Raw genomic sequence first — 25984 nt, 5'->3', positions numbered from 1 at the left:
TCATGATTTATTTGGATAATGCAGCGACGACTTGGCCGAAACCTCAACAAGTTGTGGACGCCATTGAAGAGGCCCTTGTTCACAAGGGAGGAAATGCCGGTCGAGGAGGGCATGGCGCAGCGATGCAGATGGCTAGGCTCATTCATCAGACAAGGGAAGACTTGTGTAGTTTGTTCGGCACAGATGATCCGACTAGGGTTATCTTTACCCAGAATGCCACTCATGCCTTGAATCAAGCGTTATTTGGACTTCTGCAGCGGGGTGATCATGTCATCACGTCCTCCATCGAACATAATGCGGTGGCCCGTCCGCTTTGGGCCTTGAAACAGCGAGGGGTGGAGGTTAGCGAAGTTCCGGGCCTACCAGGTAAAGAGTTTGATTTGGAAGCCTACGACAAGGCTTTTCGACCTAACACTAAGTTAGTGGTGACCTTACATGCCTCGAATGTGACAGGCACCCTGTTACCAGTCCGGGAAATTGGGCAAATTGCCCATGAGCATGGTGCTTACTATTTATTAGATGCTGCTCAAACCGCAGGGGTTTTTCCTATTGATTTGAGACGCCTAGCCGTGGATTTACTTGCCTTTCCCGGACATAAAGGTCTTTTGGGACCTCAGGGGACGGGAGGACTCATTATTAAACCAGAGATTCAGTTGGAGCCTTTGATTTACGGTGGGACGGGAAGTCTTTCGGAAGAGGATCGTCAGCCAGACTTTTTGCCGGATGCGTTGGAAAGCGGCACGTTGAATGGCGCAGGGATTGCCGGATTAGGAGCGGGAGTACGATACATACTCAGTGAAGGTGTGGATAAAATAAGGGTCAGGGAACAGTCACTTTGTCGAAAATTATGGAACGGTTTACGAGAGATTCCCGGGGTTCAGCTATACGGAAATGACATGGTGGAGCGTCGATCTCCCATTGTGGCCTTTAACATTGGAGAACTCGATTCTGTAGAAGCTAGCTATATGTTAGAAGAGAAAGCGGGAATTATTGCCCGGGCCGGATTACATTGTGCTGCCCATGCCCACAGAATGCTAGGAACTGTAAAACAGGGGGTTGTTCGCTTTAGTCCTTCCCATTTCACGAGTGAGGAAGAGATTGAGCGGGCTCTGAAGGCGGTAAAAAAGGTAGCAGAGGAAAGTATCAATTTTTTAATTTAGGAGATTTCGATAGGAGCTTATTATGAAGACTGTGATGTTATATAAGAAAAGTAATCTTTTCAAAGCCATTGCTCATCCGGCGAGGGTGCAAATTCTAGAGTATTTGAGTTTTGGTGAGCAGTGTGTCTGTGATATCATTTCTGAGCTTGGGCTTGAGCAGTCGAATGTATCCCAGCATTTGGCGGTACTGCGTCGGGAAAATCTCATCGAGTCGAGAAAACAGGGACTGCAGGTGATGTATCAAATTAAACACCAGGAGATTCTGGCAGTGTTACAGAAAGCCCAAGATCTTATCAGTAATGAGTTAAACTTCAATCATCGGCTCATGCAGGAGATTGAGACAAAGGACGGACTCGATCAGGATTAAGAAACAAGAGAGGCATTTGTACAGAAAGTACAGATGCCTCTCTTGTTTTCTGTTTTAGAGCATCTGTGCTATTTAAATAGGAAAAGAAATTTATATCTCATCGAGACAACTACGAAAAAATAATCATGTAAGTAATAGTGCAAATTAAATAAAACGGTAGTATAATATTAGCATATGATAATTTCATAATAATAAGGAGGTGTTTCGGTGATCAATAGCAGGGAACTATCCAAAGATATTTGCATTCTTGGCGGGGGTCCTGCCGGATATGTAGCAGCCATACGTGCGGCCCAGCTCGGTGCAAAAGTGACACTTATTGAGGATAGAGATGTAGGAGGAACCTGTCTCAATAGGGGATGTATTCCAACTAAAGCCTTACTTAAAACATCGGAAATCTTAGCTATGCTTAATAAGGCTAAAGAAGTGGGTATAACTGCAACAGTTTCATCCATTGATGCCAGCGTTGGCAAGGCTAGAAAAGATCGAGTGGTAAAAAGTCTTAGAATGGGTGTAGAGCATCTGCTGGCCAAGAATGGGATTTTAGTTCTGCGGGGAAGGGGGTGGATTGAATCCTCTCAAAGGGTGATCGTTAAAACCGAGGATGGAGAAACGATGGTTAATTGTGATCGCTTAATTATTACTACAGGCTCTGAGCCCTTAATCCCTGATATACCAGGTATTATGCTGGAAGGTGTTATCACGAGCGATGAGGCGCTGGAACTCACTGAGATTCCTGAAAGTATCACCATCATAGGGGCAGGGGCCATTGGTATGGAATTTGCCACGTTGTATCACTCGATGGGTTCTAAGGTGACCGTGGTCGAAGCTCAAGAGACGGTCGTACCCAATGAGGATAAGGAAATAACCGCGGAACTCTTTAAAATCATGAAGAGGCAAGGAATTAAATTTGCACTCAGCTCAAAGGTTCAAGAGATTTCCAAGTCTGTAAATGGACTCGAAACTATAGTGATTAGTGAAGATGGCAAAGAAATGGTGCTGCTCACGGAAAAGGTTTTAGTTGCCGTGGGGAGAAAGTTGGCTGGACTATCTCCTGACATTAGTGCTCTTGGCGTTGAGGTGATGAAAGGTTCTATTCTGGTCAATGACCGTATGGAAACCAACGTGAATGGGGTTTATGCAGCTGGTGATGTGATCGGGGGCAGTCTTCTGGCTCATTTGGCCTTTGCCGAAGGGCGAGTGGCGGCCGAAAATGCCATGGGGATGAATAGCAGGCTGAATTATAGGGCTGTGCCCGCCTGCGTTTATACTAATCCAGAAGTGGCTTCAGTGGGCTTGAGTGAAAGTCAAGCCGAAGAACAAGGTATTGCTGTCAAAGTGGGACGCTTTGATTTTCGAAACAACGGCAGGGCCTTATGCCATGGAGAGCGGGAAGGTTTTGTTAAGGTTATAACTGAGGAGAGCACGGGGGTTATTTTAGGAGCCCGAATTTTAGGACCTCATGCCTCAGAATTGCTCTCGGAAATCACCTTGGCAGTTAGTCTTGGGGTCAAAGCCGATGTCTTGGCGGATATGATCCATCCCCACCCGGCCTTAGCAGAAGCTGTGATGGAAGCGTGTGGGGATGCAATTGGCAGGGCCATTCATAAATAATAGGCCTTAGCCTGAAACCAACGAATCCTAAATTGATTTTGAGGGTCCCATAGGAATCCTACTAATTTTAAAATTGGAGGAATGAAAATGTCAGAAAAAGAATTACCCGGATTTATTATGTGCGTCTGCACAGGGAAATGCCCAGGTTTTCAAAGTATGGATATCTGGGATTTCATCAATCAGGTCAGGGTCGAGCTGCCGGTAGAATACGGATTTATTCACCCTCAGTTATGTGAAGAAGATGGGGACCGATTCCTGGCAGATTATTTGAAAGCTCACCGAAAGGTCATCATTGGTGCATGTGCTCCGAATATGCAAAGAAAGATGTTTAAACAGGCTTTCAAAGATGCAGGACTGGACATCGAAAAGGATGCCTATATGCTCGATATTCGGGATATGACCAATGAAGCGGCGTTCAAAAAGGTGGAAGAATTGGTAGAACAAATCGAAGCGGAGGGATAAGCATGAGTGAAGACACGTTTATGGGAGTTCCAAGAAACACCATCGACTGGAGCCCAATTCTTGACTATGACAAATGCAACTATTGCATGGAGTGTGTCAAATTTTGCCCGCACCAAGTGTATGAAGTTAGGGAAACTGAGGAGAAAAAGCTGATTGTGAAAAATCCGGACAACTGCGTCGTCTTCTGCCGTGCGTGCGGAAAAACCTGTGGCGTGGATGCCATAACCTTCCCGGATAAGGGAGAGACAACCAAGAAGATCAAGGAAACTCGAAAGGGGATGGCAGGCAATGAGTAAAAGCTTTGCTGTCTTACCTTGCAATGGGCTGGACAAAGGCGCAGGCTGTATCGCCCGGGAAATAGCGTTAAACCTTGTCGAAAATTCAGAGAGTGACATGATTTGCCCTGTCTTATATCGAGTGGCGGATGCCAGATATACTAAAATCGCACAAGGGAAGCCGTTACTTGTGATTGATGGCTGCCAGACGCGGTGCGCCAGCAAGCTTGCCTCGGAAAAGGGCTTAAAAGTTACCACGAAACTTACGGTAACTGAAGAAGCTAAAAACAGGGGGCTTGAGTTGGGAGATTCCTTAAGGCTTGGAGAAAAGGAATTGAAACTGGCTGAAATGGTTGCCGATAAACTACTCCGGGAGAAGGAAATGGAAACGGCACAAGGAAGTGAAGCTTTATCAACAAGCGAAACGGTCTACCCTGAAACGTATGATTATGAAGTGTACAAAAAGGACAAATTTATTTTCCGAGTGCCTAAAGAAGGCTTCTTATTCAATGAAAACGACAGTTGGGTGTATATAGCAGGTAATAAAGCTCGCATAGGAGTCACGGATTATGTCCAGCAAAGCTTATCTGATATCATGTTTTTTACTCCACCCGTCGTCGGAAACGAAGTGGAGCAGTTTGGTGAGCTAGGCGAGATTGAATCGGGTAAAGCTGTCTTTGAAGTGGTATCCCCTGTGTCGGGTAAGATAACCGCTGTCAATGAAGAACTTTCGGCTGCCCCAGAACTTATTAATCAGAATCCTTATGAAAAAGGCTGGATCGCTGAAATAAAGTTATCCGATTGGGAAAGCGATAAAGAACTGCTGCTTGAGTTTGAGGGATATTTCACGATTTTAAAGAGAAAGGTAGATGAATTCCATGTCTAAGAGGATCAAAGTAATTCCCTGCAGTGGGATGGGCAAGGTCTATGGCCTAGTGGCGAGGGAAAGTGCCTTGAAGGTTGTTCAGGAGTTGTGCCCGAATGAAGCCAGCACGGTCTGTCTCGCTTATATCGTGACAGGGGATCAAGAGGCCAAGGAATTAATTGAAGGACAAAAGTGTATTACCCTTGATGGATGCCCTGCCATGTGCGCGGCTAAAAATGCGGAGCTGGCCGGTGGCATCGTCGCAGAAAAGGTGAGGGTCATCGATTCCTTTCGGAAACACAAAGGGGCCCAACCCGGAACCGCCACGGAACTCACGGAGGAAGGCTGGCTGATTGCGGATGAAATTGCCGGTGAAATTTCCGAAAAGGTTAAACTATTGAGCAGGGAGGGTTAATAATGTCTATAAATATGGTTAAAATTGGGGTTGTATCCTGTAGCGGCGAAGACTGTTTGGGAGGTACAATCTCAAGACTAGCAACCCGAAAAATGCTGGATGAAGTTCGTCCGGGTGCGACAGTGACGATATGTTTGCCACTATTTCTAGCGGGTGGAGTGGAAGAACGGGGATTTGCTGAAAAATTTCCGACAATTTCCGTGGATGGATGTTCTAAAGCATGCGCCAAACGGGCTACTGAGAAATATAGTGGTAAGGTGAGTGCTGCAATCGATGTTTCGGATTTTATCGGAAAGGACGTTGCCGAAGCAGGAGCTTTGTCCACCAGAAACCTGACGGATGAACACAAAGCCATGGTTGATAAGGTGGTCAGCGAGGTAACGGTTAAGTTTGACGAGGTATTGAGGGCTGCTCAAAGAGATCTAGTGGCTAAAGGTCTGGCCATGACAGGACCCTCTGGGGGCCGTGGTTGCGGTTGTTGAGAATATAATAAATACTATTGGAGACGTGTCGAAGGTGGCGCGTCTCTTTTCTCGATACATCGCTCATTTAGAAATTTATGTAATTTTTGATGTTGACCTCATACAAATAAACCAATAATATGATATAGAAAGCTTCGGCTACTATTTGACGGAGATATAATCCACTTATTCAAAAAATTAGGAGGAAAATCGTATGTCTTTGGAATTAAGCAGTTTGGAAAAGGCAGTAGCCTCTTTAGAAAGGGCTTGGAATTTCACAAATAGAAAGCTTTCTGAGGGGAACATTGAGCAGGACGAAATTGAGGTTTATAAGGCTGCTATCATACAGAATTTTGAGTTTTCCTACGAGCTTTGTTGGAAGTTTATGAAACGATGGTTGGAAGTGAATTTAACGCCGGGGATGATGGAGGGGGTTACAAGAAAGCAACTTTTTAGGTATGCGGCAGAAAACCTTTTAATTACTGACTTTGAGGCATGGGTTGTATACCATGATTTGAGGAATAGAACGTCACATACCTACGACAGTGATGTAGCAGATGTAATCTTTAAAAAGGCGAGATTTTTCCTAGAGGACGCAAAAGGGTTTTTGAAGGCTTTAGAGGTACGAAATGATTAGCGTTTCGGAAGGACAGTTAAAAATTATATTGGATATTATTAGGGAATTTGTTCCTCATTGTGAAGTCAGGGCTTTCGGATCACGTTATAAATGGACTGCCAAAGTATACTCCGACTTGGATTTATCGATTGAGGGAGAAGACAAATTGGATTGGACTTTGATGGAAAATATCCAAGAAGCCTTTCAAGAGTCTGATCTTCCTTTCCGGGTGGATATACTGGATTGGAATGCTATTTCTCCGGAGTTCAAGAAGGTGATTGAACAGGGGTATGAGGTGATTTACACGGCATAGTGGTGTTGGAATAATATATTGAGGAGATTCAGAATGAAAGATGTAGTTGAGATAGTCTATCATCCTTCCCCATCGATGGAACGCCTTTATTTGGAGTTGACCAACCGTTGCAATTTGTCTTGCGAAATGTGTTACCGCCAGAACTGGCAAGAACCTTTGGGGGATATGTCGACTGAGGTTCTAAGTTCTATTGCAAATGAGTTAGCGGGGTTTCCTGACCTTAAGGAAGTGATTCTGGGGGGGATTGGGGAACCAACGATTGCGGATAATTTCCGTCAAGCCGTGGAACTATTCGCACCAAGATATGAAGTGACTGTGACGACAAACGGGACTACTTTAGATGATCGGTTGATTGAATTTTTAATTTCTCGTGGTGTGGCTCGAATCGTCCTGTCCGTTGATTCGACCGATGTTCAGGCCTTCGCTGCAATCCGGCATCAAAATGTACAAGGGCTTTTAGAGAGCACGCGTCATATAGCAGAGCGGCGGGTGATGGGGAAACCAGAGATCGTATGGGAATTTGTGGCTATGAAGAGTACTCTTCCCTTTTTGAAGGAAACTGTGCGCCAGGCTACGCAACTAGGGGTCAATCGGATCTTTGTTTCCCATATTTTACCGATGCGCCAAGAGATGATGGCGGAAACTCTTTATCACCCTGCGTTAAGTCCAGAGACCGAGAAAACGTTTCAAGAGGGTTTTTTGCTGGGCTTAGCCAAAGGGATGGATGTTATTTTACCCCAAAGTCAATTAAGAACAGATCGGCATTGCAGATTCGTGGAAACTCAAAGTGCAGTTGTACGCTGGGATGGACAGGTTTCTCCCTGTTATCGGTTTTTGCATTCTTATCCAGAATATGTGTTTGGAAGACGCAAGCAGATTGAGGCCCACAGTTTTGGTTCACTCAGAGAGCAATCACTGTTAGGAATCTGGACCTCGCCTGAGTTTATGAATTATCGCTACAAAGTGATAACCGGTGGATATCCTTCCTGTACGGATTGTGAGTTTGTCAATGGGTGCGACATAGTTGCTCGCACAGACATGGATTGTTTGGGGAATGCTCCCTCTTGCGGAGATTGTCTTTGGGCACGAGGAATAACGGTGTGTCCGTGAGTTGGAATTAACAGAGCATGATAACTTAAGACACAAGAGCCTTTCACACATAAAAGTGTGGAGGGCTTTAATAATTTCTAATCACAAATTTGTGAAAGGGGTGTAGTCATGTCAATGAAAGCAAGGTTATTTCTAGTACCAATCAGAAAGTATAAGTTTCAGGTGGCATAAGTGCAACTAGGCAGTCGCCTTCGATAAGGGTCCCTTTTCGCCATCACGGCGCCTTGCCTTCCTTGGCGGCATCTAATCTCGAACGTCCTGTTCGAGTCTTGGCTACACACTCGGCCATCCATGGCCAGCGCTTGGCGCCAGCCAAGTTATTTTAATCCGAAAAGATGGTTTACAGGGGCACTTGGCAAGCAATTAAACTCATTCTGAATAAGCGATGTCGCGCTTGGGTTATGGCGACATAGAGCAATTACAGATCTAGGTCTTCGTCCGATAGACTGTTCTTGATTCTAGAACAACCTGTAGGAATGCAGCTTCATAACGAGTATTCCAAAATAGAATACTCGTTATGAAGGAATATTATAATATATGGAGAATAACATGTTTTGATCGAAAGGGTGTTGATAATGTGAATCTGATACGTTTGCAGACCTTGGTTATGGTGGCTCGAAGCGGAAGTATTAGTAAAGCCGCGCGAGAGCTTAACCTCACCCAGCCAGCCGTAACCAAGCACATCCAAAGCCTGGAGGAATACTATGGGAAAACCTTAATTGATCGTTCCGCTCGGGAAACCGTGCTTACGGAAGAAGGTCGTCTCCTTTATCGTTATGCGTTAGAAGCGCTTCGTTTGATGGATGAAGCGGAAACGGCGTTGTCTAAAATGAGCAAAACCGTTCAAGGATCCTTGCGTATAGGAGCGAGTTCGATTCCTGGGCAGTATATACTGCCGCTCGCCTTAGGGGAATTCATCCAAAATTATCCAGAAGTAGACATAGTAGTGGAGATGGGGGACACTGGACAGATTACTCGTCTAGTATTAGAAAACAAAGTGGATCTCGGATTGGTTGGAAATCCGGTGAAGGAGCGGCAGTTGGAATGTTATCCCTGCGCGGAGGATGAACTGGTCTTGATCCTACCCTTGAATCATCCGCTAGCGCAAGTAGAGGAGATTAGTGCTGCAGATCTCTGCGGAGAAAAAATGGTGTGGCGTGAGATTGGCTCAGGGACGAGGAAGACGGTTGAGGGTTGGTTGGCTCAAGCCGGAGTTGAGCTGGGGGAAAAAAGGGGGAATTTAGAACTGGGCAGCACGGGTGCGGTAGTGGCAGCGGTTGAAGCGGGTTTGGGTCTGTCCATTGTCTCAATTTGGGCTGTTGTCCGTCCCTTAACTTGGAAAACACTGGCGGTGAGGCGCTTAAAAGATCTAAGTATGAAACGTCGACTGTATGTTATTCGTTCCACTCAAAATACGCGCCGACCTGCTCAGGCTTTTTCCGATTTTATCTTGGGTCATGGAGGAAAGTGTGCGTTGGATCGGGTCTTTGCGGAAATCCCATGGTTTTGTGAACAGAAATAAATAATACACTAAGGATCGCAATTACGATGCCTCGCTTTATGAATGGCGGGAAAATATTCCATAAAAAATGCTTAAATAGCTTTGAGGGTGTCGAATATGTCAAAGGCTGGAGAGATAAGGTCTGGCCGTGGCGTGCTGCGGCAGGGAATTCGTTTCGGCGGAACAATGCTTTTGTTGGTTTGGCTCTTTGTCAAAGTCCCGTGGGAGAGGGTCTGGCCAGTTTGGCAGCAACTTTCCCCCGAGGCTTGGTTAGAAGCAGTTTTGCTCACGGTTTTGGCCATAGTGGTTAGTGCTTATAAATGGCAGTTGATTCTTACGGAACCGGGGATAGAAACGCCCGAGTTAGGTTTTTTGCTGCGTACTTATTTTATTGGTTTATTCTTCAATAATTTTCTTCCTTCAGGCATGGGAGGAGATATCGTACGAATCACGTTGACGAGTCGTAAGACTGGAACAGCGGTAGCTACGGCATCGGTCATTACGGAGCGGCTTTGGGCGGCTTTGGGGCTTATCGTTTTATGCTTCATCGGATTTTTTAGTTTTCAGCAAGCCATGGGTCGGGTAGCGGCGGTTATTCCGGTCTTGGCGGCAGTGGTCCTGAGCTTGACAGTGCTCCTCTTATTCCCTGGTTGGGGGCGGTTTTTGCTTCTTTACTTAACTCGGTATCCCAAGGTGGCTGGGGGACTGACTGGGTTCCTCAATGTTTTAGGCCGTTATAGATCACGCCCAGGGATGCTGAGCAAGGTTTTTGTCTGGTCTGTAGTTTTTCAGGGGATCATCGTGGTCATGAATTATATGCTTTTCCAGGGGATGGGTGTGACCATCAGTTGGTCTTTGTGTTTAAGTCTGATTCCTTTGATCTCTGCTCTGGCCATGGTTCCCATAAGTATTAACGGCTTGGGACTACGAGAATGGAGTTATGTGGTTCTCTTTACTCCTTGGGGAGTAGAAGCCCCAGTAGCATTGGCTGTTTCTTTGACCTTTTTTCTGGTGGTGATGTTTGTTAGTTTGCTGGGCGGATTTTTTTACCTTAGAGATCATTAAGGTGGTAAAAAACGAGGGAGGAAGAGAGGATGGGCTATGGGAGTGAACTATCCAATTGTGCTGAAGAATTCATGAAGCAAGGAGACAATTGCTGTGAAGCGGTAGTACGGGCAGCCAATAAAGTTTGGAATTTGGAATTAGCCCCTGAGGCCATAGCGGTTACCTCGTTGTTTAAAGAAGGCATGGACAGCGGTTGTACCTGTGGTGCTTTAGTGGGTATGGTCATGATCTCTGGTATTCTAAAAAACCGTTATGGACATTCTTTGAATGACAAGCTGGCAGCGGATTTAACGTCTCGTTTTCGAACGAAATTCGGCTCTACCTGTTGTCGTGTGATTTGTAAGCAAAGGTCTTTATGGGAGAAAATTAGCAGGCAAGGGTGTATTGCACTGACAGCCAAAACTGCCGGGATGCTGGAGGAGGTATGGGCAGATGTCCGGAATAATGCTGACCAAAATCTCCGTGATCATACCCACGCTCAATGAATCTGCAACGATCGGCAGGTTAATTAAATCTCTGAAAGGGATTCCTGAACTAGAAATAATTGTTAGTGATGGAGGGAGTCGGGACGGTACTGCTGAGCTGATCAAGCAAAGCGGGGCCGTTGCTGTGTCAAGTAAGCCGGGCAGAGGTGTTCAATTGAATGTGGGAGTACAGGTTGCCTCAGGGGATATTTTATTTTTTTTACATGCTGATTCCCGGCTGCAAAGATCGGCCGTAGCCCAGATCAGACAGTCCGTAAGCAAGGGAACTCAGTGGGGGTGTTGCAGGCTGAGGTTTGATGAAGACTCCTGGTTTTTCCGAATGCTGGCCAAAGCATCCGACTGGCGCGCCCGTTATTTGGCAATGTGCTACGGTGATCAAGGGATTTACTGTACGCGGGCCTTTTTTAACAGTGTAGGAGGATTCCCAGACTGGGCCTTCTTAGAGGATTTAGAGTTTTCGCGACGCGCGCGGCGCAGGGTCAATGCCTGTGTTTTAAAGGACCAGATTATTGCCAGTACCCGGCGCTTCAGGAGGCATGGCCTTTGGCGTACCTTCTGGAAAATGCAGGGGGTAAAAGTGCTTTTCACATTAGGATTTCCCTTGTCATATATTGAGCGCTTTTACCAAGCGGGTGGGAGAGAAAAAGAATGTCAACGGGAGTCATAGTCATGAGCAAAATTCCCCTGCCGGGCAGATCTAAGAGCCGTTTACAGGAAAAAGCTGGTGCGCAGGAAGCGGCTTTGTTTCACCGGGCCTGTCTTTATGACTTGCAGGCAGTGCTGCGGAATTGGGGAATGCCCGCTAGGATATATATTGCGGGGGGCTCCAACGAGGAGTTTCGCTCCTCTTTTCCTCAGGCGATGCCGGAGGAATTTACCTGTTTGGTGGAACTGGACTGGTCGGATTTTGCTTTCTACCGGCAACATGGCGGGGATCTAGGAGAACGGATGCTTTGCGCTGTGCAGGAGAGTCTGACGGAATTTCAGCAAGTGATTCTAATCGGTTCGGATATCCCTGGTATTGACCGGAACCTTTTGGAACAGGCCTGCGCGGAACTGAGGCAGCATGATCTCGTGTTAGGGCCCGCCCTTGATGGTGGGTATTATTTAATCGGTTTGAAGAGTGTTAATCCCTTGCTTTTTCGCGACATCGATTGGGGGAGTGGACAGGTGCTGGAGCAAACCTTGCAAGCCGCCCGCCGACTACGGCTGCAGACGGCGTTATTGTCGAAGATGCAAGATATTGACCGCTGGCAGGATCTCAAGGCATGGGCAGGTCGGACAGGGGACAGTAGAGGAAAGTCGACTCTGGCTTGGCGTTATGCCAATTATTTATTGAAGCGCGCAGAGGTTAGGTGATTGATTGAAAACAGGAGAGAAAGCGAGATGGTGACTTGAATTCGTGGATTAACGAGTGCATAAGCAAGGCGGTAGCTGGTGGTGAACTTAGTAAACCTGAAATCCAAGCGTTGTTTAGTGTTCCAGTGCTCTCTGAAGAGTACTTTATGATTCTATCTGCAGCCCGATCTATGAGTACGGAAGCAGCTCAGGGATTGGCTGAGGTGCATGCTCAGGTGGGTATTAATGCTGGACCCTGTCCCCGTAATTGTGCCTTTTGCTCCTTTGCCTCCTGTCACGGGATTTTCAAGACGGCTACGGTGCTAGGGTTGGAGGAAATTATTGAACGGTGCGATCAGTTTCAACAGGCAGGAGCCAATGCAATTTACCTGATGACGACGGCCAATTTTAGTTTTGTCGAGTTTCTGGAGATTGGGCGTGAGGTGCGGGCTGCTCTGGGTCCAGAAGCAGTCTTGCTTGCTAATACAGGGGATTTCGGACGAGAGGGTGCCGAGGCCTTGCGCCAAGCCGGCTTTCAGGGAATCTATCATGCGGTCCGCTTGAGGGAAGGCAAGGTAACGCTCATTAAGCCAGAAACTCGTTTGCGAACCATCCGCGCAGCCCAGGAGGCGGGCTTGTCGATTGCAACGTGCGTGGAACCCGTAGGTGGGGAACACAGCGTTGAGGAGTTAACGGAAATGACGTTGCTCACTCGGGATATGGCTCCCATCTTTAGCGGCGCCGCCCGACGTATCCCTATCCCGGGTACTATACTCGCCCGTGAGGGAATCGTGACCGAAGCAGAAATGGCACTGATCCTGGCAGTCGTTCGCCTGGGAATAGGGTATGATGTTCCCCTAAATTGTACGCATGAACCCAACGGCATGGGGGTTCTGGCGGGGGCTAGTATTTTGTGGGCGGAGGAAGGTTCAAACCCAAGGGATGTCCAGAAACAAACCAACCGGGGTTATTCTGTGGAGGGTTGTCAAACAATCCTGAGGGAAGCTCATTGGAAGGTTGCCGAGGGACCATCCCCGGCAGTACTGGGAAAGAGGTGAAAGTACGAAATTGTGTTTAAAAGAGCCTGATTAAACTGGCTATGCTATTCAACTTCTGATGGTGCCGTGCAAGTGGCCTGAATGTCAAGATTTAAAGGAGGAAATTTTCGTGAAAAAGAATATGATCGTTGGTAAAACTTTAGTTTTAGCTTTGACTGTAACATTAACTTTGGTATTGTCCGGTTGCGGTTCCAGTAGCACCACCGGGCAAACCACACCAACTACGACGAATGGTACACCCGCAAGCAATACGGCTGCGAATAGCACGTCAGCCTTGCCTGGCAAGGCGATCACAGACTTTAAATATTATACCGCCGATCAGCTTAAGCAAGCTATTGAGAAGAAAAGTCCTCTGAAAATCGTGGATATTCAGGTGGAAAAAGAATATAATGCCCATCATATTCAAGGGGTTATCCCAACCTACGCTTATCCAGTTAAAACGGATGAGGAAAAAGCCAAGGTAGCTAAGGTTTTACCAGAATTGAAGGCTTCACAGGATCCGATTGTAGTCGTTTGCCCTAAAGGTGCCGGTGGAGCTAAAAATACGGTTCAATATTTAACCGATCAAGGAATCTCAGAATCCAGACTCATGATTCTGGAAAATGGCCAGGCTGGTTGGCCCTATGCCAAGCTATTAGCGAAATAAAGTTCGCAAGTTTTTCACGGGACATTAAGGAAAACCAGAAGCTAAACATTATAAACGAATTTATCTAAAATAATTGGAAGGGTGAGTGTGGTAAAAAACATTTTAAGTGGGTACAGAGGGAAACTATTGGCATTGTTGGCAGTGCTAGCGTTATACAATTTTGTCCCTGTAATAAAAATAAATATCAAGCAAGTTTTTTTCATTCTCAGCAATATGGATGTCGATTTAGTCAGGGGTTATATCTTGGGATTTGGCATTTGGGCTCCGATAATCTCTTTTCTTCTGATGATTTTCCAGTCTGTAGTAGCACCTCTGCCCGCCTTTATCATCACCTTTGCTAACGCTAGTTTGTTTGGTTGGGTATACGGCGCGATTCTTTCGTGGTCGAGTGCTATGGTAGGGGCAGCATTATGTTTCTATATTGCTAGGTTCTTAGGAAGAGCAGCGGTAGAGAAACTAACCTCACGGACGGCTTTAGAGAAGGTCGATCATTTTTTCAAACAATATGGGAAATACGCTATCGTAATTGCCCGCTTACTTCCATTTATATCCTTTGACATTGTGAGTTACGGAGCAGGTTTAACATCTATGAGATTCTGGACATTTTTTATTGCCACAGGCATTGGACAACTACCAGCAACCATTGTCTACTCCTATATTGGAGGTATGCTAACCGGAACTACCAAGACGTTTGTAACAGGGTTGTTAATGTTGTTTGCCGTTAGTGCACTTACGGTGCTCATCAAGCAAGTTAGGAACGATAAGAAAAAGGAGGTAGGAAAAAGTGTTTAAGAAGAGGTTTTTTAGCATTGGGGCGCTTTTATTGAGTTTAATGATATTATTAGGTGCCTGTGCAACATGGCCACAGAAACCTTTGAATTCTGTAGACTCAGGCCAAACTAAACAAGCAGCTGACCTTTCCATCTACCCAAAAGGCGATTTATTTATAACCCCCCAGGAACTCAAAAAAAGGCTGGGAGATCAGACAGCAATCTTAGTTGATACTAGCAAGCCAGATGTCTATGAAAAGGGACATATCCCAGGAGCCATTGGAATTGGTTGGCATGGACTTTCACAGATAGTTGGAAAACCAGGGGATCCATTATGGGGTACGACTCTGGACAAAGAGGCGCTGACAAAAAAGCTGGAGTCTTATGGAGTAACTAACAGCACGCTTGTGGTATTCACGTCCAATGTACTGCCTGGACCGGGTTCTGACGGAAGAAACGTTTGGCAACTTAGAATGGCGGGGCTTGACAATGTTAAACTTTTATACGGAGGGAATCCTTATTGGAAAGAACTGGGCTATGAAATGACCAAAGAAGCCTCTCCAAAGCCTGCCCTAGTTACGGGGTTGATTCTTAAAGAGTTTGATAAAAGCTATTCAGCAGACAAGAATTATGTCTATACAAATCTTGGCAAAACGGTAAGCATAGATGCAAGAACGGAAAAGGAATATAAAGGGAGTCAAGATGCCGGAGAAGCCAGAGGAGGACATATTAAGGGGACGAAGAACCTAGTATGGTCATCAGTGCTCAATGAAAATGGAACTCCAAAACGACCTGAAGAAATCATAAAGAGGATGGCTGATTTGGGAGTTACTCCTCAAGACGATTTTGTAGTTTACTGAACTATGGGTATAAGATCGGGCTATCTTAGCACGGTCCTCAGAGCCGTTGGCTTTGATAAAGTTAGAAACTACGAAGCATCTATTTATGAGTGGTCAGCTGATCCAAATATGCCAATGGAAAAATAGGCATGTCCAATTGACTAATGAAGGGCCAAGCCGGGTTCTGTTATTTGAGTCAGAGAAGAATAATTTAAGGGGTACCTCTCCCTAAAAAAGTAATTTTTAGGAGAGGCACCCCTTTTTGCTTATAAAAAAGCAAGACCTTTTAGGATAAATTTGTAAATGTATTTTAACATTGGTTTTTTTTTCTTTTCTCACATAACATGGTGACGAAGTGATGGCGAATAATTAGTATCCCTTGAGAAAGACTCAAGGGATAAAATAATGAGATATTCAGAAATTAAGTAAAAAGGTTGGCCCCGGTTAGAAATGTGGGTTAGTTGCTGCTCGTGGCAGGAGCGGGAACTGTGCTAGGTACGTATCCACCCCAGTGTCCGTAGCCGCCCATCCCCATTCAGGCACGACCGTGCATCATGCTGCCCCTAGAGCTGTTTAACGTGGCAATGAACTTACCGTTCGGATCGGTCAGTGTGACAATTGTGCCGACCGGGAGGGATTGGCTTACTTGATCTAGAGAGGCGGGATCCCAAGTGCCCTTACTCAGATAAAGGGCGCTTAGACGAGAAGGTAACGCTTCCAAGATCGTTTCGTTTGTTTTAGTAAGATAATCAGTAAATTGTTCTTGGAAGACGAGATGGACGGAAAGCATGCTAAAGGTTAGGGTGATTAGAACGATGACTAGCGTGGAGAGAAATAGTTTTTTGCGCATCTTATCCTCCCATACTCGGATTAAACTTGTAATCGATACCGAAAACGGTCATGAGCTTATCAACGGATAAGGACATTCTAAAGGAATGAAAATTATTTTGAAGGGGGAATTCATATGTTGGGTTGGGGCCATAACATGTTGGGCGGATGGGGATACGGTGCAGAATATCATCGACATCCTGTTCATTTTTGACCCGCTTTTTAATAAAGCTCTTTAGCGGTGTACTAAATTCCGCCCAGATGCTTTCAATACATATGTCCACTTAAATACCACTCATCCTTTAATTCATGTTCTCCTTGGCTGCATTGAGTAATTGACTCTCATACAATATTCTATGCAAGTTATAAAGCCTGTGCAATTAATTTTGGCTATCCGGATTATGTGGTGGAAAAACTTTAAATCTTACCTTCTTCCAATAAACGGATAAGTGTGGAAATGTCCACACCAAGGTTTGTTTCTCCTGGACTTTCTCGAACAATTGTTACAAACGAATATGTTAAGTCCGAGTCTGTTAATTTTGAGAAGTCTTGCTGTTTATAGTTAAGCTTTTTGACCTTCTGGGTTCCTTCAGTAAAGAGAATCTTAGCTCGTAGAGCGTCAAATGAATACCCTCGACCCATACGGTTCATAACACGTATAAGGCCGTTTAAGCATTCTGTATAGGCATTAGTAATCGGGTGATCAAAATAGGCGAATATCTCATCTTGCCAGTTTTTAAGGGCTGAGAGCAAATCTTTAAACGCAAAGATCAGATGATCAGGAATACGCTCACGCCATTGTTTTAGGCGGTATAATGCTTCCTGTTGGCTTTGTATCTCCCATATCCTATAAAACTCTTCCTTAAGCTCATAAGCCAACCCTAAGTCCTTTAGAGTGCCTGTCCATGAGCTAAGTATTAATTGTTCCCTGATATCTAAGTTTGCTTGCCGTTTGAGCAAGATGTGCCTATCGTGCATCAGGGTTCGGCGTTCCTTGGGCGTTAGCCCTTCTCGTACAGACTTACGCACGGTTTCTAGTGCATGGTTGGCCATTTTAACGACATGAAACTTATCAACTACAACCTGAGCCTGGGGTAATACAAGGCTCACAGCATCACGGTATGGCCTCCACATATCCATGGCCACGTAACTGATCCGTTGACGGTCAGGTAAACTTTGCAAGTAGGTGATCACGGTTGGCTTGTTACGGTCAGGTAAAATGTCAATAATGGTGTTATCTTGGATATTAGTTATTACGCATCTGGGTCTGATGATGTAAATCTCGTCAATACCTAACCACTGTGGTGTTTGAAAACGCACGCTTTTCTCCAGCCGATTCATGTAGTCACGAAAGATATTCCGGATCGTCTTTTCGTTAAGCCCTATTTCGTTGGATAGACTGACGAAAGTACGCTTCAACGATTGTTTTTCTATGTACTCTATGAGACGTTTAGTGCAGCCTCGTTTATCATCCGTGCTGGGTAATGGTTCGTAAAAGGTCTGTCCACACTCCCGACACTTATAACGCAACTGGTGAACTTCAATACCCACTCGTTTACCGTGCATGGGCAAATCCATAATAAGTTGAACACGCTTAGTGTGCTTGTAGAGGTTAGCCTTACACCCAGTGAGTACAACAAAGAGGTGGTTTAGCTGTCTCCACCCCTATACGGTAAGCATCGTCTGATTCGAGGATATTTAGGATGTTGTATTCTGGTAGGTTGAGAATATTCATTGCATTTTCACCCAAACAGACTAAGCTGCCTTTCTTGGTAATTAGATGCAGCAAGAGGATTAATCCATAGAATTTCTTGACGATCTCTATCGGCCTCAGCTTTGACAGATTTAGTTTCACGTTTACAATGTTTTAATCGTTCATCGTAAATTGGATGATCGTAGCCTGGAAGGAGTACCGGTCCGGAATGAGCGTCTAAAACATCTAATAGTTGGAGGTGATCAGCTTCAGCCATTTCATGCTTATACATCCTCTTGCTTCTAGTAGCTAGTATGTAAGGTGGATCAGCATAAATCAATACATCAGGACGATTATAACGTTCAATTAGTTTCGTAGCAGGTTTGATCAATCTGAACAGCTTTCAAGCGCTCAGCAACAGCTAGAATCTTTTCAGGAACGACGGACCATTCTTTTGTCTTATGAGCACCATTAGAATCAATTGCGCTTCTCCAACCAGTACGATCACTGGTCTTGCCTCCGATTGCTTGCCACATTCGAACCAAGAATCTTCTTGCCTTTTCAAGTTCATCTTCCACATCTTCGTAAGATAAATAATATTCTTCTCGTGAATATGGCGTCCAGCTTATTAATTCAGCAATTCATTACGACGTTCTCTAATTACTCGAAATAAATTTACTACATTACCATCAATATCATTAACTGTTTCGTTTTTCGATCTTCCTTTATTAAAAAGGAATGCACCAGAGCCAAAAAACGGTTCAAGATAGGTTTTGTGATCTGGCATATTACTTATAATCCAATCCGTCATACTCCATTTACTACCTGGATAATGAAGTATTCTTGGATAAGATTTTGTTTCAGTTTGTAAGTAGAGTTCAATCTGTAATAAGAAGTGATGAAGTTTTACTTATCTTTTGTTTTTGCCAGGACAAGATCTCTGATTTGTTCAATAGTTTGTGATTGTTTTTTAGTTGCTTCGCTGGTTCCGTGTTTAACGGCTAATTTGATAACGAAATATGATAAAAATATCACTAGTAGGGGTTTTAATATGCTTTTGGCACCTTCTTTATAACAGCCGAATGGTTCGTTCCTGAGCAAACAACTGTTGAGGCTGAGCGAGCCGAAGTCGTCTGTGAGAACGTGTATGAATCGCGTTCATACCTCGCTCATAGCGGCCGGAACAAATCCGGATAAACGCGATGCGGTCCCGGTGCTGTGCATTCATGTTTGCCTGGATCTTAAAAATATAGCCGGAAAAGCTGGGCGTTTCTGGAGCTAGCTCGCCCTGATTCGTGCTTCTGGGCTGAGGGGACGGTGCTAAATCAAGGAAGCTACGTAAAAAGTTTGGCACGCCGAAGTTATTGAGTGCGCTCCCGAAAAACACCAGCGTCACTTCTCCCCGGTCAACTCGTTCCTGAGAGAAGGTATTTCCGGCCATATCCAAGAGCTCAATTTCCTCATTTAGCTGCTTAAGAAGGTCATGTCTAATTCCCTCTCGTACGTTTGGGTCGCTGAGAGCTCCGGATACAGGTGGCCTGGAACTTGATCTACTACTTCCTGCCATAAAACGCTCAACTTGCCCCGTGTGGCGATCATAAATCCCTTTAAAATCTGGACCCATGCCGATTGGCCAATTCATAGCATACGATTCAATCCAAGAACCTTTTCCACTAGATTTATAACATTATTAATTAATAGCACGCTCTTAGCATTATCCGCCTCTTAATATTTAATCTGTGATAATTGACTTATCACGGTGGACTAACCCTAGAAAGTGTGGATTTTTTTAAGCTCATCCTTAACACCTCTTGCTCATTGTTATAAGTGGGTAATAGTTCCAATTATTAGAACCTTTCCCCGCGTTTTTGCTTTTCAATAAACTCGTTAAGATCTTCTTTTTTCACCCGCCAACTATGACCAATTTTAAAGGCGGGAATTTTATCGTCCTGAACCAAACGATAGGTGGTAACCTCGCTGATTTGTAGGTATTCAGCCACCTGGCGTATGGTCATTATTTCTTTATCTTCGGCCATATGGACTCACTCCTTAATCCTTTGCTACACTACTTGTGATTACTATTGATAAGAACTGATAACTATATTGTACAATATGAGCTTAAAGAAGGCAAACTTTAACCAAATATAGAATGTTTACACAAATTGACGTTTATGTTCATTTGTGATAACGTACGACGGGCGCCCCTCGAAAATTGATGTTTCAATGAGTTAGTCCGTAACGAGTATTTTCTTTTTGCTCAGAGGGGTAACACTATTGAATAGTAATTTATCTTAAAAAAGTGAGGTTAGTAATGGAAACACTATCATTCAGGGAGTCATGGTTTGGCAATATTAAAAATGACGTATTGGCAGGGCTTGTCGTTGCACTGGCTTTAATTCCTGAGGCGATCGCCTTCTCAATTATTGCAGGGGTTGACCCCATGGTGGGGCTGTATTCATCTTTTATGATTCCGATTCTAATTGCTTTTGTCGGTGGAAGGCCAGGCATGATTTCTGGGGCGACAGGGTCAATGGCTCTATTATTTATCACCTTAGTAAAAGACCATGGTATAGAGTACCTGTTTGCCGCCACAATTTTAACAGGACTATTTCAGATCTTATTTGGGACACTCAAACTGGCAAGGTATATGAAATTTATACCTCGCTCAGTTATGGTTGGTTTTGTTAATGCTTTAGCTATTATGATTTTTACGTCTCAATTACCTTATCTTTTTGGACAAACATGGCAAGCGTACGCTATGACCATGGGGGCCTTAGCGATCATCTACGGATTACCATTGCTGATAAAGTCAATTCCTTCGACGCTGGTGGCGATCGTGGTCATTACTGGAATTGCCATGCTGCTTGGCGTTAAGGTCCCCGTAATCGGGGACATGGGAATCATTACACGTTACTTCCCCAGCTTTTCTCTCCCCACTCTGCCTATAACCTTTGAGACCTTAATGATTATAGTGCCGTATTCCTTTGCACTAGCGCTGGTAGGGCTGACTGAATCCTTGCTGAGTGCCACCATTGTGGATGACATGACAGATACAGGAAGTAATAAAAACAGAGAAAGTCAGGGGCAGGGCCTTTCAAATATTGTGGTCGGTTTTTTCGGAGGGATGGCCGGGTGCGCCATGATTGGTCAGTCCGTAATTAATGTGAAATCCGGTGGAAGAGGTCGATTATCAACGTTTATTGCAGGAACGTTCTTGATCGTTCTAATTATGGGTCTTCGAGATTATGTCGTGCAAATTCCTATGGCAGCCTTAGTTGCCGTTATGATTATGGTGGCAATTGGGACATTTGACTGGCAATCTCTTAAAACCTTACGAATTACGCCTAAAAGTGATGCATTCGTGATGATTATTACCGTTTTGATGGTTCTAACAACTCATAATTTAGCGATGGGCGTTATAGTGGGAATTCTTCTAAGTGCTGTCTTTTTCGCCTCTAAAATATCGAAGGTGCATGTAAAAAAACGAATAGAAAATAGCGGTATGATGAAAACATACCGGATTAGTGGGCAGTTATTTTTCGTCTCTGTAACAGAATTAATTAATTTATTTGATTTCAGGACCGATAACCATGATGATATTAAAGAAGTGGATATAAACTTTAGCAATGCAACTCTTTGGGATAATTCAGCCGTTGCTGCGATTGATAAAATCGTCTTCAAATACAGGCAATATGACATCAAGGTTACTTTAAGTGGACTAAACGAACAGAGTTCCCTATTGATTGATAAATTGGCAACGCATACTGATTTGGACTCTGGGCCACCTAAACACTGAGCAAGAGACAACGGTAACTATAAAATTGGAGGGTTGAACTTATGTTTAAGAAAATCCTTTTGGCGGCCGATGGCTCGGAACATTCCTTAAGAGCCGCTGAAAAAGCTATCTTTTTAATGCGGAATAACCCCGATGCGAACATCGAGATCGTCTATGTAGTCAACAGTGAGGCGTCTAAATCAGACGTATTACGTGATTTGGATACAGACGCTATAACCTTAAAAAGACATCAAAAATTGGTCCCAATACAAGAGAAGTTGAAACAGGCAACGGTCGATTTTAAAGTGAAGTTTATTCACGGTGAGCCAGGGCCTTCGATCGTAAAATATGCTAATGATGGTAAATTTGACGTCATTGTCATAGGAAGTCGGGGTTTAAACGGCTTACAGGAGTTTGTTCTGGGAGGCGTTAGTCATAAGGTAGCAAAAAGGGCTAACTGTCCTGTATTAATTGTAAAATAGATTCTGACACACTATGATCGTAGGTGCTAATTAGGGAAAGCGCGGAAGTAAGTGAGAATCTTGCCGGATTAGAACGGGCCTACTTAGGAGGTAAAGGGTGACTCGTATGTGGCTGCTGTATCACCAGCCCTGTCGTAAGTAACAAAAATGGCATGTTGGATTGTATCAATCCCTCATGCCATTTCATATGCACTATACAAATTCCATTCTCAATCTCAATCGTATTGACATTATTCGATATGACATATATAATATACATATCTACGAAAATCGATATGAGGTGATAAATATGAAAATCAAATATGAAACCAACGCAAAAGTATTTAAAGCACTTAGCGATCCCAATCGGTTGATGGTCCTTGAAATGTTACAAAGCAGAGAGAGGTGCGCCTGCGAAATCCTAGAAGATCTGAATATTTCGCAATCCACCTTATCACACCACATGAAGATGTTATGTGATTCGGGACTTGTTGGTAGCCACCGTCATGGAAAATGGATGTACTATTCCTTGAGCAAAGAGGGCTGTGACGCAGCAAAAAACTTGCTTAATGAAATAACAATGATAAGGCATAATAGCAACGAGAGAGATCTTAGACATGGCTGTTGAGGTTAAGTTCAACTCATCTTCAGAAGGGGTTGAAGACTCCACCTGAAGCCAGTTGTCTTTATAAAATAAAATTGAGGTGCGATTATTTATGAAAAGAATGCAGATATTTGAAACCGCTATGTGCTGTCCCACAGGTCTATGTGGTATAGGTGTTGACACTGAATTGCTTCGGATTTCTACCGTTCTTAATTCACTCAAGAAAAACGGTATTGAGGTCGACCGTTTCAATCTTACCAATGCACCGATGGAATTTGTCAACAATAAGGCGGTAAATGACTTTATCAATACTAAAGGGGTTGATGAACTGCCTATTACTGTTTTAGAGGGTGAAATTTTGATAACAGGTAGATATCCTAGCAATGAGGAATTTGCGAAGCTCCTCAATATCCCGATTAGCTTCTTGGGTGAGCAAGAAAAGGGATTTAAAATCATTCCTCAAAGTTCAGGAGGATGTGGTTGTTCCGATGAGAATTGCTAATCCTGGATTATTCGATAATAACAAACGGGGGTAATTAAGGATGGAGATTTTTAATCCACAGAAAATTAAGCTTACAAAATATTTGTTTTATACTGGCAAAGGCGGTGTCGGTAAAACCTCAACAGCTTGTGCTACTGCGGTCACCCTTGCGGACAGTGGCAAAAAGGTGCTTCTCATCAGCACTGATCCCGCTTCAAACTTGCAGGACGTTTTTAACACTGAGCTGACGAATAAGGGTATTCCCATCAAAGAAGTGCCGAATCTAGTTGTCGCCAACCTTGATCCCATCCAGGCGGCAGCGGAATACAGAGAAAGTGTTATCTCTCCCTACCGTGGCAAACTGCCCGATGCCGTGCTTAACAATATGGAAGAACAGCTTTCCGGTTCCTGTACTGTTGAAATTGCTGCCTTCAATGAGTTTTCCAACTTTATAACCGACGAAAAAACGCAAATAGAATACGATCATGTTATTTTTGATACTGCTCCAACAGGTCACACCCTGAGAATGCTACAACTACCATCTGCATGGAGCAACTTCATTAGTGAAAGCACCCATGGTGCCTCTTGCTTGGGACAACTATCCGGATTGGAAAGTAAAAAAGAGATTTATAAAAAGGCTGTGGAAACCTTAGCCGACGGCAAATTAACAACCCTCATTCTCGTTTCACGTCCCGAAGCAGCACCTCTTAAAGAAGCTGAAAGAGCGTCTGAAGAGCTTGCGGACATTGGTGTAAACAATCAGGTAATGGTCATTAACGGTGTACTGACCTCGTATGATGACAGTATTTCTGAGAGTCTCTATCAAAAACAGCAGAAAGCGCTGGCTGAAATGCCACAGGGTTTACAAACCCTTATCACATACACTGTGCCGCTCAGAGCCTATAACATTACAGGTATGGACAATGTAAGAGCCTTGCTGACTAAGGATAATTATATCGTCCGTGATGAAACGATACAGGCTCAGGCAATTCCTCAGCTTAAGGATGTCATTGAGGATCTGTATAATACCCATAAAAAGGTCGTCTTTACCATGGGCAAAGGGGGTGTGGGAAAGACGACCATTGCGGCGGCGATTGCTATGGGATTATCCGCAAGAGGTAAAAAGGTACACCTTACCACCACTGATCCTGCGGCACATCTCAAATTCGTGATCGATGAGACCAGTGACATCACAATGAGTCATATTGACGAGCAGGCTGAACTGAAAAAATATCAAGACGAAGTGCTTGCCAAGGCCAGAGAAACCATGTCCGAGGAGGATATAGCTTATATTGAGGAAGATTTGCGCTCCCCCTGTACCCAGGAAATTGCAGTGTTCAGAGCTTTTGCACAGATTGTGGAAAAGGCAGAAGATCAAGTCGTTGTCATCGACACGGCTCCGACCGGTCATACGCTTCTGCTGCTTGACTCCACGCAGAGCTATCACAAAGAAATCCAGCGTTCACAAGGCGACATTCCTGAATCGGTGAAAAATCTGTTGCCACGGCTCCGCAATGCTAACGAAACTGAGGTCATCATTGTTACGCTTGCCGAAGCCACACCCGTGTATGAAGCAATGCGCCTCGAAGAAGATTTGAAACGTGCAGGGATTGCGACGAAATGGTGGGTTATCAATTCTTCACTGTATCACACGGGTACAACGAATCAACTGCTGAGTGCCAAGGCAAGCAATGAGATTGAGTGGATCAACAAGGTTGATAAGCATTCGGAAGGGAACTTTGCCGTCATCGCTTGGAGCGCGGATGAAATCAAAGGGGATAAGTTGCTTACCCTGTGACCTTATATAACAAAGCAAAGCGACATTCGAAGTCGACAATGAAAAAAATAGTTTTTACATCTATAAAGTTCAGTAATATTATTATATTATAATAATATTACTGAACTTTTTTCGTTTTATGTAAATTTGTAGATATATACTGTAGAAGGGAGATGTTATGTCAAAGAATTGCGGCGGTCAACAACTATGAAGGAGGAAATAGGTATGCTTGAAAACAATAATAGCGTTCTGTGTTTAGTCACTTGTCCTGGCGGTTCCAATGTATCGTTAATGGCATATAAAGCTGCAACCTTATTGGAAAAGGAGGGATACGGAAAATTCGTGCGGTTGGGGGGAGAACAATTTAAGGAGAAGGATCTTAAGAGGTTGGCTGATGCGGCAAAGTATGCGAAACAGTGGGTGCTCATCGAGGGATGCATTAAAGGATGCGGCAAGAAGGTTCTCGACGGTGCAAGGATCGAGGCGGATAAGCATTTTTTGGTGACTAGTCTTGGTATCGAACGGGAAAACAAAATCGACTATACGGATGAGGAGTTAGAACAGGTTCTAACAGCTGTTAAGGCCATACTTGAATAGAGCCTGTTAAGTTCTTCAAGGGTGTTCTTAAATTACAATAAGTGGATATAAAGTTAATTATTAACGTGGGGAGGAAACGATATGGTTCAAGTGGATGTGTTCGGGATTCGCGAAGAGGCTCCGGCCGGTACGTGCAGTTGCGGTGGGGCCTGTGGTTCAGAGAAGGAAAAAACTATGGGGGAAATGTATGAGGATTTGGTCCAGTTTTGCAGGGAAAGTGATCTAGCGACTGATGTGCAGTTGCAGTTTATTGATGTTTTTGAGGATGATTTAAAGGGCTGCGATACCGCACATACTATGTTTAAGAACGGCTTTGCCTTACCTCTAGTAGCGGTTAACGGGGTTGTTCGTTTTTACGGCGGAATCAGCCACAGCAGAATCTATGATGAGGTTCGGAAGGTTTAGCCATGA

General features: G+C 44.4%; 34 protein-coding genes and 1 pseudogene. 27 read left to right on the top strand and 8 right to left on the bottom strand.

Annotation, left to right across the window (positions count from 1 at the left end):
- Positions 1–2 precede the first annotated feature (2 nt).
- The 20 genes from DSOL_RS04650 to DSOL_RS04555 all read left to right on the top strand — a co-directional run bounded on the left by DSOL_RS04650 (position 3) and on the right by DSOL_RS04555 (position 15378).
- Entirely contained in the window at positions 3–1160 is a 1158-nt protein-coding gene (locus DSOL_RS04650; protein WP_075363706.1) for an aminotransferase class V-fold PLP-dependent enzyme, read from the top strand.
- Between the two features lie 22 nt (positions 1161–1182).
- Positions 1183–1527, top strand: a complete 345-nt coding sequence (locus tag DSOL_RS04645; protein ID WP_075363705.1) for an ArsR/SmtB family transcription factor — start codon at positions 1183–1185, stop codon at positions 1525–1527.
- 207 nt (positions 1528–1734) lie between these two features.
- Positions 1735–3138 carry a dihydrolipoyl dehydrogenase gene (lpdA, locus tag DSOL_RS04640; protein ID WP_235838692.1) on the top strand — a complete coding sequence of 468 codons (1404 nt, stop codon included), beginning with the start codon at positions 1735–1737 and terminating at the stop codon, positions 3136–3138.
- An 87-nt stretch (positions 3139–3225) separates the two neighbouring features.
- Positions 3226–3600, top strand: a complete 375-nt coding sequence (locus DSOL_RS04635; RefSeq protein ID WP_075363704.1) for a hypothetical protein — start codon at positions 3226–3228, stop codon at positions 3598–3600.
- A 2-nt stretch (positions 3601–3602) separates the two neighbouring features.
- A complete protein-coding gene (locus tag DSOL_RS04630; RefSeq protein ID WP_075363703.1) occupies positions 3603–3896 on the top strand; it encodes a 4Fe-4S dicluster domain-containing protein in 294 nt (97 codons plus the stop codon).
- A complete protein-coding gene (locus tag DSOL_RS04625; RefSeq protein ID WP_075363702.1) occupies positions 3889–4761 on the top strand; it encodes a putative zinc-binding protein in 873 nt (290 codons plus the stop codon). The genes DSOL_RS04630 and DSOL_RS04625 overlap by 8 nt, the downstream gene beginning before the upstream one ends.
- Positions 4754–5155: a putative zinc-binding protein gene (locus DSOL_RS04620; protein WP_075363781.1), complete on the top strand. Its 402-nt coding sequence runs from the start codon at positions 4754–4756 to the stop codon at positions 5153–5155. The genes DSOL_RS04625 and DSOL_RS04620 overlap by 8 nt, the downstream gene beginning before the upstream one ends.
- 2 nt (positions 5156–5157) lie before the next feature.
- Complete coding sequence (locus tag DSOL_RS04615) at positions 5158–5637, top strand: putative zinc-binding protein (protein WP_075363701.1); 480 nt, start codon at positions 5158–5160, stop codon at positions 5635–5637.
- Positions 5638–5830: 193 nt separating this feature from the next.
- Positions 5831–6253, top strand: a complete 423-nt coding sequence (locus DSOL_RS04610; protein ID WP_075363700.1) for an HI0074 family nucleotidyltransferase substrate-binding subunit — start codon at positions 5831–5833, stop codon at positions 6251–6253.
- A complete protein-coding gene (locus tag DSOL_RS04605; protein WP_075363699.1) occupies positions 6246–6545 on the top strand; it encodes a nucleotidyltransferase family protein in 300 nt (99 codons plus the stop codon). Before DSOL_RS04610 ends, DSOL_RS04605 begins: the two co-directional genes overlap by 8 nt.
- A 33-nt stretch (positions 6546–6578) precedes the next feature.
- Positions 6579–7655, top strand: coding sequence for a tungsten cofactor oxidoreductase radical SAM maturase (locus DSOL_RS04600; protein WP_075363698.1), 1077 nt, complete (start codon positions 6579–6581; stop codon positions 7653–7655).
- A 577-nt stretch (positions 7656–8232) separates the two neighbouring features.
- Entirely contained in the window at positions 8233–9177 is a 945-nt protein-coding gene (locus DSOL_RS04595) for a selenium metabolism-associated LysR family transcriptional regulator (RefSeq protein WP_075363697.1), read from the top strand.
- Between the two features lie 96 nt (positions 9178–9273).
- Positions 9274–10221: a lysylphosphatidylglycerol synthase transmembrane domain-containing protein gene (locus DSOL_RS04590; protein ID WP_075363696.1), complete on the top strand. Its 948-nt coding sequence runs from the start codon at positions 9274–9276 to the stop codon at positions 10219–10221.
- Positions 10222–10250: 29 nt separating this feature from the next.
- Positions 10251–10706: a C-GCAxxG-C-C family protein gene (locus DSOL_RS04585; RefSeq protein WP_075363695.1), complete on the top strand. Its 456-nt coding sequence runs from the start codon at positions 10251–10253 to the stop codon at positions 10704–10706.
- Complete coding sequence (locus DSOL_RS04580) at positions 10654–11373, top strand: TIGR04283 family arsenosugar biosynthesis glycosyltransferase (protein WP_083642306.1); 720 nt, start codon at positions 10654–10656, stop codon at positions 11371–11373. The genes DSOL_RS04585 and DSOL_RS04580 overlap by 53 nt, the downstream gene beginning before the upstream one ends.
- Entirely contained in the window at positions 11355–12065 is a 711-nt protein-coding gene (locus DSOL_RS04575; protein ID WP_075363694.1) for a TIGR04282 family arsenosugar biosynthesis glycosyltransferase, read from the top strand. The genes DSOL_RS04580 and DSOL_RS04575 overlap by 19 nt, the downstream gene beginning before the upstream one ends.
- 35 nt (positions 12066–12100) lie before the next feature.
- On the top strand, positions 12101–13102 hold the full coding sequence (locus DSOL_RS04570; protein WP_075363693.1) for a radical SAM protein: 1002 nt from the start codon (positions 12101–12103) through the stop codon (positions 13100–13102).
- 109 nt (positions 13103–13211) lie between these two features.
- Complete coding sequence (locus DSOL_RS04565) at positions 13212–13748, top strand: rhodanese-like domain-containing protein (RefSeq protein ID WP_235838691.1); 537 nt, start codon at positions 13212–13214, stop codon at positions 13746–13748.
- An 87-nt stretch (positions 13749–13835) separates the two neighbouring features.
- The gene (locus tag DSOL_RS04560; protein ID WP_075363692.1) at positions 13836–14540 is read left to right on the top strand and encodes a TVP38/TMEM64 family protein; all 705 of its coding nucleotides are present in this window, start codon (positions 13836–13838) and stop codon (positions 14538–14540) included.
- Entirely contained in the window at positions 14533–15378 is an 846-nt protein-coding gene (locus tag DSOL_RS04555) for a sulfurtransferase (protein ID WP_075363691.1), read from the top strand. The genes DSOL_RS04560 and DSOL_RS04555 overlap by 8 nt, the downstream gene beginning before the upstream one ends.
- A 514-nt stretch (positions 15379–15892) precedes the next feature.
- Here the strand turns inward: DSOL_RS04555 and DSOL_RS04550 are convergent.
- The 8 genes and pseudogenes from DSOL_RS04550 to DSOL_RS04525 all read right to left on the bottom strand — a co-directional run bounded on the left by DSOL_RS04550 (position 15893) and on the right by DSOL_RS04525 (position 19914).
- On the bottom strand, positions 15893–16207 hold the full coding sequence (locus DSOL_RS04550; RefSeq protein ID WP_207649601.1) for a hypothetical protein: 315 nt from the start codon (positions 16205–16207) through the stop codon (positions 15893–15895).
- 1 nt (position 16208) lies between these two features.
- Positions 16209–16469 (bottom strand): hypothetical protein, encoded by a 261-nt coding sequence (locus tag DSOL_RS27085; RefSeq protein ID WP_139314379.1) that lies wholly within the window; start codon positions 16467–16469, stop codon positions 16209–16211.
- A 133-nt stretch (positions 16470–16602) separates the two neighbouring features.
- On the bottom strand, positions 16603–17763 hold the full coding sequence (locus DSOL_RS04540; RefSeq protein ID WP_235838690.1) for an ISL3 family transposase: 1161 nt from the start codon (positions 17761–17763) through the stop codon (positions 16603–16605).
- A 164-nt stretch (positions 17764–17927) separates the two neighbouring features.
- Positions 17928–18170 carry a hypothetical protein gene (locus tag DSOL_RS28680; RefSeq protein WP_235838689.1) on the bottom strand — a complete coding sequence of 81 codons (243 nt, stop codon included), beginning with the start codon at positions 18168–18170 and terminating at the stop codon, positions 17928–17930.
- Between the two features lie 70 nt (positions 18171–18240).
- Positions 18241–18414 (bottom strand): hypothetical protein, encoded by a 174-nt coding sequence (locus tag DSOL_RS28675; RefSeq protein WP_235838688.1) that lies wholly within the window; start codon positions 18412–18414, stop codon positions 18241–18243.
- 92 nt (positions 18415–18506) lie between these two features.
- Positions 18507–18719, bottom strand: a complete 213-nt coding sequence (locus DSOL_RS28670) for a DNA adenine methylase (RefSeq protein ID WP_282433525.1) — start codon at positions 18717–18719, stop codon at positions 18507–18509.
- 240 nt (positions 18720–18959) lie between these two features.
- Positions 18960–19555 (bottom strand): annotated as a pseudogene (locus tag DSOL_RS04530) (peptide chain release factor 3); the annotation flags it as partial.
- 170 nt (positions 19556–19725) lie between these two features.
- Positions 19726–19914 carry a helix-turn-helix domain-containing protein gene (locus DSOL_RS04525; protein WP_075363690.1) on the bottom strand — a complete coding sequence of 63 codons (189 nt, stop codon included), beginning with the start codon at positions 19912–19914 and terminating at the stop codon, positions 19726–19728.
- Between the two features lie 275 nt (positions 19915–20189).
- Between DSOL_RS04525 and DSOL_RS04520 the strand changes: the two genes are divergently transcribed.
- From DSOL_RS04520 to DSOL_RS04490, 7 genes are all read left to right on the top strand, one after another.
- On the top strand, positions 20190–21674 hold the full coding sequence (locus DSOL_RS04520; RefSeq protein WP_075363689.1) for a SulP family inorganic anion transporter: 1485 nt from the start codon (positions 20190–20192) through the stop codon (positions 21672–21674).
- A 41-nt stretch (positions 21675–21715) separates the two neighbouring features.
- Positions 21716–22135, top strand: a complete 420-nt coding sequence (locus tag DSOL_RS04515; RefSeq protein WP_075363688.1) for a universal stress protein — start codon at positions 21716–21718, stop codon at positions 22133–22135.
- Positions 22136–22424: 289 nt separating this feature from the next.
- Positions 22425–22742, top strand: coding sequence for an ArsR/SmtB family transcription factor (locus DSOL_RS04510; protein WP_075363687.1), 318 nt, complete (start codon positions 22425–22427; stop codon positions 22740–22742).
- 88 nt (positions 22743–22830) lie between these two features.
- Positions 22831–23220, top strand: coding sequence for an arsenite efflux transporter metallochaperone ArsD (gene arsD / locus DSOL_RS04505; protein WP_075363686.1), 390 nt, complete (start codon positions 22831–22833; stop codon positions 23218–23220).
- A 40-nt stretch (positions 23221–23260) separates the two neighbouring features.
- Positions 23261–24997, top strand: a complete 1737-nt coding sequence (gene arsA, locus DSOL_RS04500; protein WP_075363685.1) for an arsenical pump-driving ATPase — start codon at positions 23261–23263, stop codon at positions 24995–24997.
- A 204-nt stretch (positions 24998–25201) separates the two neighbouring features.
- Complete coding sequence (locus DSOL_RS04495) at positions 25202–25573, top strand: putative zinc-binding protein (RefSeq protein WP_075363684.1); 372 nt, start codon at positions 25202–25204, stop codon at positions 25571–25573.
- Between the two features lie 81 nt (positions 25574–25654).
- Positions 25655–25978, top strand: a complete 324-nt coding sequence (locus DSOL_RS04490) for a hypothetical protein (protein ID WP_207649600.1) — start codon at positions 25655–25657, stop codon at positions 25976–25978.
- Positions 25979–25984 lie beyond the last annotated feature (6 nt).

Source organism: Desulfosporosinus metallidurans, assembly GCF_001936615.1.
In the GTDB taxonomy this organism is placed as follows: Bacteria; Bacillota; Desulfitobacteriia; order Desulfitobacteriales; family Desulfitobacteriaceae; genus Desulfosporosinus; species Desulfosporosinus metallidurans.
Note: the sequence above shows the minus strand (reverse complement) of the source record. Positions and strands in the feature narration are given on the sequence as shown.

What these genes read in the sequence shown, in the direction of transcription:
- DSOL_RS04650 (WP_075363706.1), top strand. Translation starts at nt 3, where the DNA reads ATGATTTATTTGGATAATGCAGCGACGACTTGGCCGAAACCTCAACAA.
- DSOL_RS04645 (WP_075363705.1), top strand. Translation starts at nt 1,183, where the DNA reads ATGAAGACTGTGATGTTATATAAGAAAAGTAATCTTTTCAAAGCCATT.
- DSOL_RS04635 (WP_075363704.1), top strand. Translation starts at nt 3,226, where the DNA reads ATGTCAGAAAAAGAATTACCCGGATTTATTATGTGCGTCTGCACAGGG.
- DSOL_RS04630 (WP_075363703.1), top strand. Translation starts at nt 3,603, where the DNA reads ATGAGTGAAGACACGTTTATGGGAGTTCCAAGAAACACCATCGACTGG.
- DSOL_RS04625 (WP_075363702.1), top strand. Translation starts at nt 3,889, where the DNA reads ATGAGTAAAAGCTTTGCTGTCTTACCTTGCAATGGGCTGGACAAAGGC.
- DSOL_RS04620 (WP_075363781.1), top strand. Translation starts at nt 4,754, where the DNA reads ATGTCTAAGAGGATCAAAGTAATTCCCTGCAGTGGGATGGGCAAGGTC.
- DSOL_RS04615 (WP_075363701.1), top strand. Translation starts at nt 5,158, where the DNA reads ATGTCTATAAATATGGTTAAAATTGGGGTTGTATCCTGTAGCGGCGAA.
- DSOL_RS04610 (WP_075363700.1), top strand. Translation starts at nt 5,831, where the DNA reads ATGTCTTTGGAATTAAGCAGTTTGGAAAAGGCAGTAGCCTCTTTAGAA.
- DSOL_RS04605 (WP_075363699.1), top strand. Translation starts at nt 6,246, where the DNA reads ATGATTAGCGTTTCGGAAGGACAGTTAAAAATTATATTGGATATTATT.
- DSOL_RS04600 (WP_075363698.1), top strand. Translation starts at nt 6,579, where the DNA reads ATGAAAGATGTAGTTGAGATAGTCTATCATCCTTCCCCATCGATGGAA.
- DSOL_RS04590 (WP_075363696.1), top strand. Translation starts at nt 9,274, where the DNA reads ATGTCAAAGGCTGGAGAGATAAGGTCTGGCCGTGGCGTGCTGCGGCAG.
- DSOL_RS04585 (WP_075363695.1), top strand. Translation starts at nt 10,251, where the DNA reads ATGGGCTATGGGAGTGAACTATCCAATTGTGCTGAAGAATTCATGAAG.
- DSOL_RS04580 (WP_083642306.1), top strand. Translation starts at nt 10,654, where the DNA reads ATGTCCGGAATAATGCTGACCAAAATCTCCGTGATCATACCCACGCTC.
- DSOL_RS04575 (WP_075363694.1), top strand. Translation starts at nt 11,355, where the DNA reads ATGTCAACGGGAGTCATAGTCATGAGCAAAATTCCCCTGCCGGGCAGA.
- DSOL_RS04550 (WP_207649601.1), bottom strand. Translation starts at nt 16,207, where the DNA reads ATGCGCAAAAAACTATTTCTCTCCACGCTAGTCATCGTTCTAATCACC.
- DSOL_RS04540 (WP_235838690.1), bottom strand. Translation starts at nt 17,763, where the DNA reads ATGGATTTGCCCATGCACGGTAAACGAGTGGGTATTGAAGTTCACCAG.
- DSOL_RS28680 (WP_235838689.1), bottom strand. Translation starts at nt 18,170, where the DNA reads ATGTATAAGCATGAAATGGCTGAAGCTGATCACCTCCAACTATTAGAT.
- DSOL_RS28675 (WP_235838688.1), bottom strand. Translation starts at nt 18,414, where the DNA reads ATGTGGCAAGCAATCGGAGGCAAGACCAGTGATCGTACTGGTTGGAGA.
- DSOL_RS04525 (WP_075363690.1), bottom strand. Translation starts at nt 19,914, where the DNA reads ATGGCCGAAGATAAAGAAATAATGACCATACGCCAGGTGGCTGAATAC.
- DSOL_RS04520 (WP_075363689.1), top strand. Translation starts at nt 20,190, where the DNA reads ATGGAAACACTATCATTCAGGGAGTCATGGTTTGGCAATATTAAAAAT.
- DSOL_RS04515 (WP_075363688.1), top strand. Translation starts at nt 21,716, where the DNA reads ATGTTTAAGAAAATCCTTTTGGCGGCCGATGGCTCGGAACATTCCTTA.
- DSOL_RS04510 (WP_075363687.1), top strand. Translation starts at nt 22,425, where the DNA reads ATGAAAATCAAATATGAAACCAACGCAAAAGTATTTAAAGCACTTAGC.
- arsD (WP_075363686.1), top strand. Translation starts at nt 22,831, where the DNA reads ATGAAAAGAATGCAGATATTTGAAACCGCTATGTGCTGTCCCACAGGT.
- arsA (WP_075363685.1), top strand. Translation starts at nt 23,261, where the DNA reads ATGGAGATTTTTAATCCACAGAAAATTAAGCTTACAAAATATTTGTTT.
- DSOL_RS04495 (WP_075363684.1), top strand. Translation starts at nt 25,202, where the DNA reads ATGCTTGAAAACAATAATAGCGTTCTGTGTTTAGTCACTTGTCCTGGC.
- DSOL_RS04490 (WP_207649600.1), top strand. Translation starts at nt 25,655, where the DNA reads ATGGTTCAAGTGGATGTGTTCGGGATTCGCGAAGAGGCTCCGGCCGGT.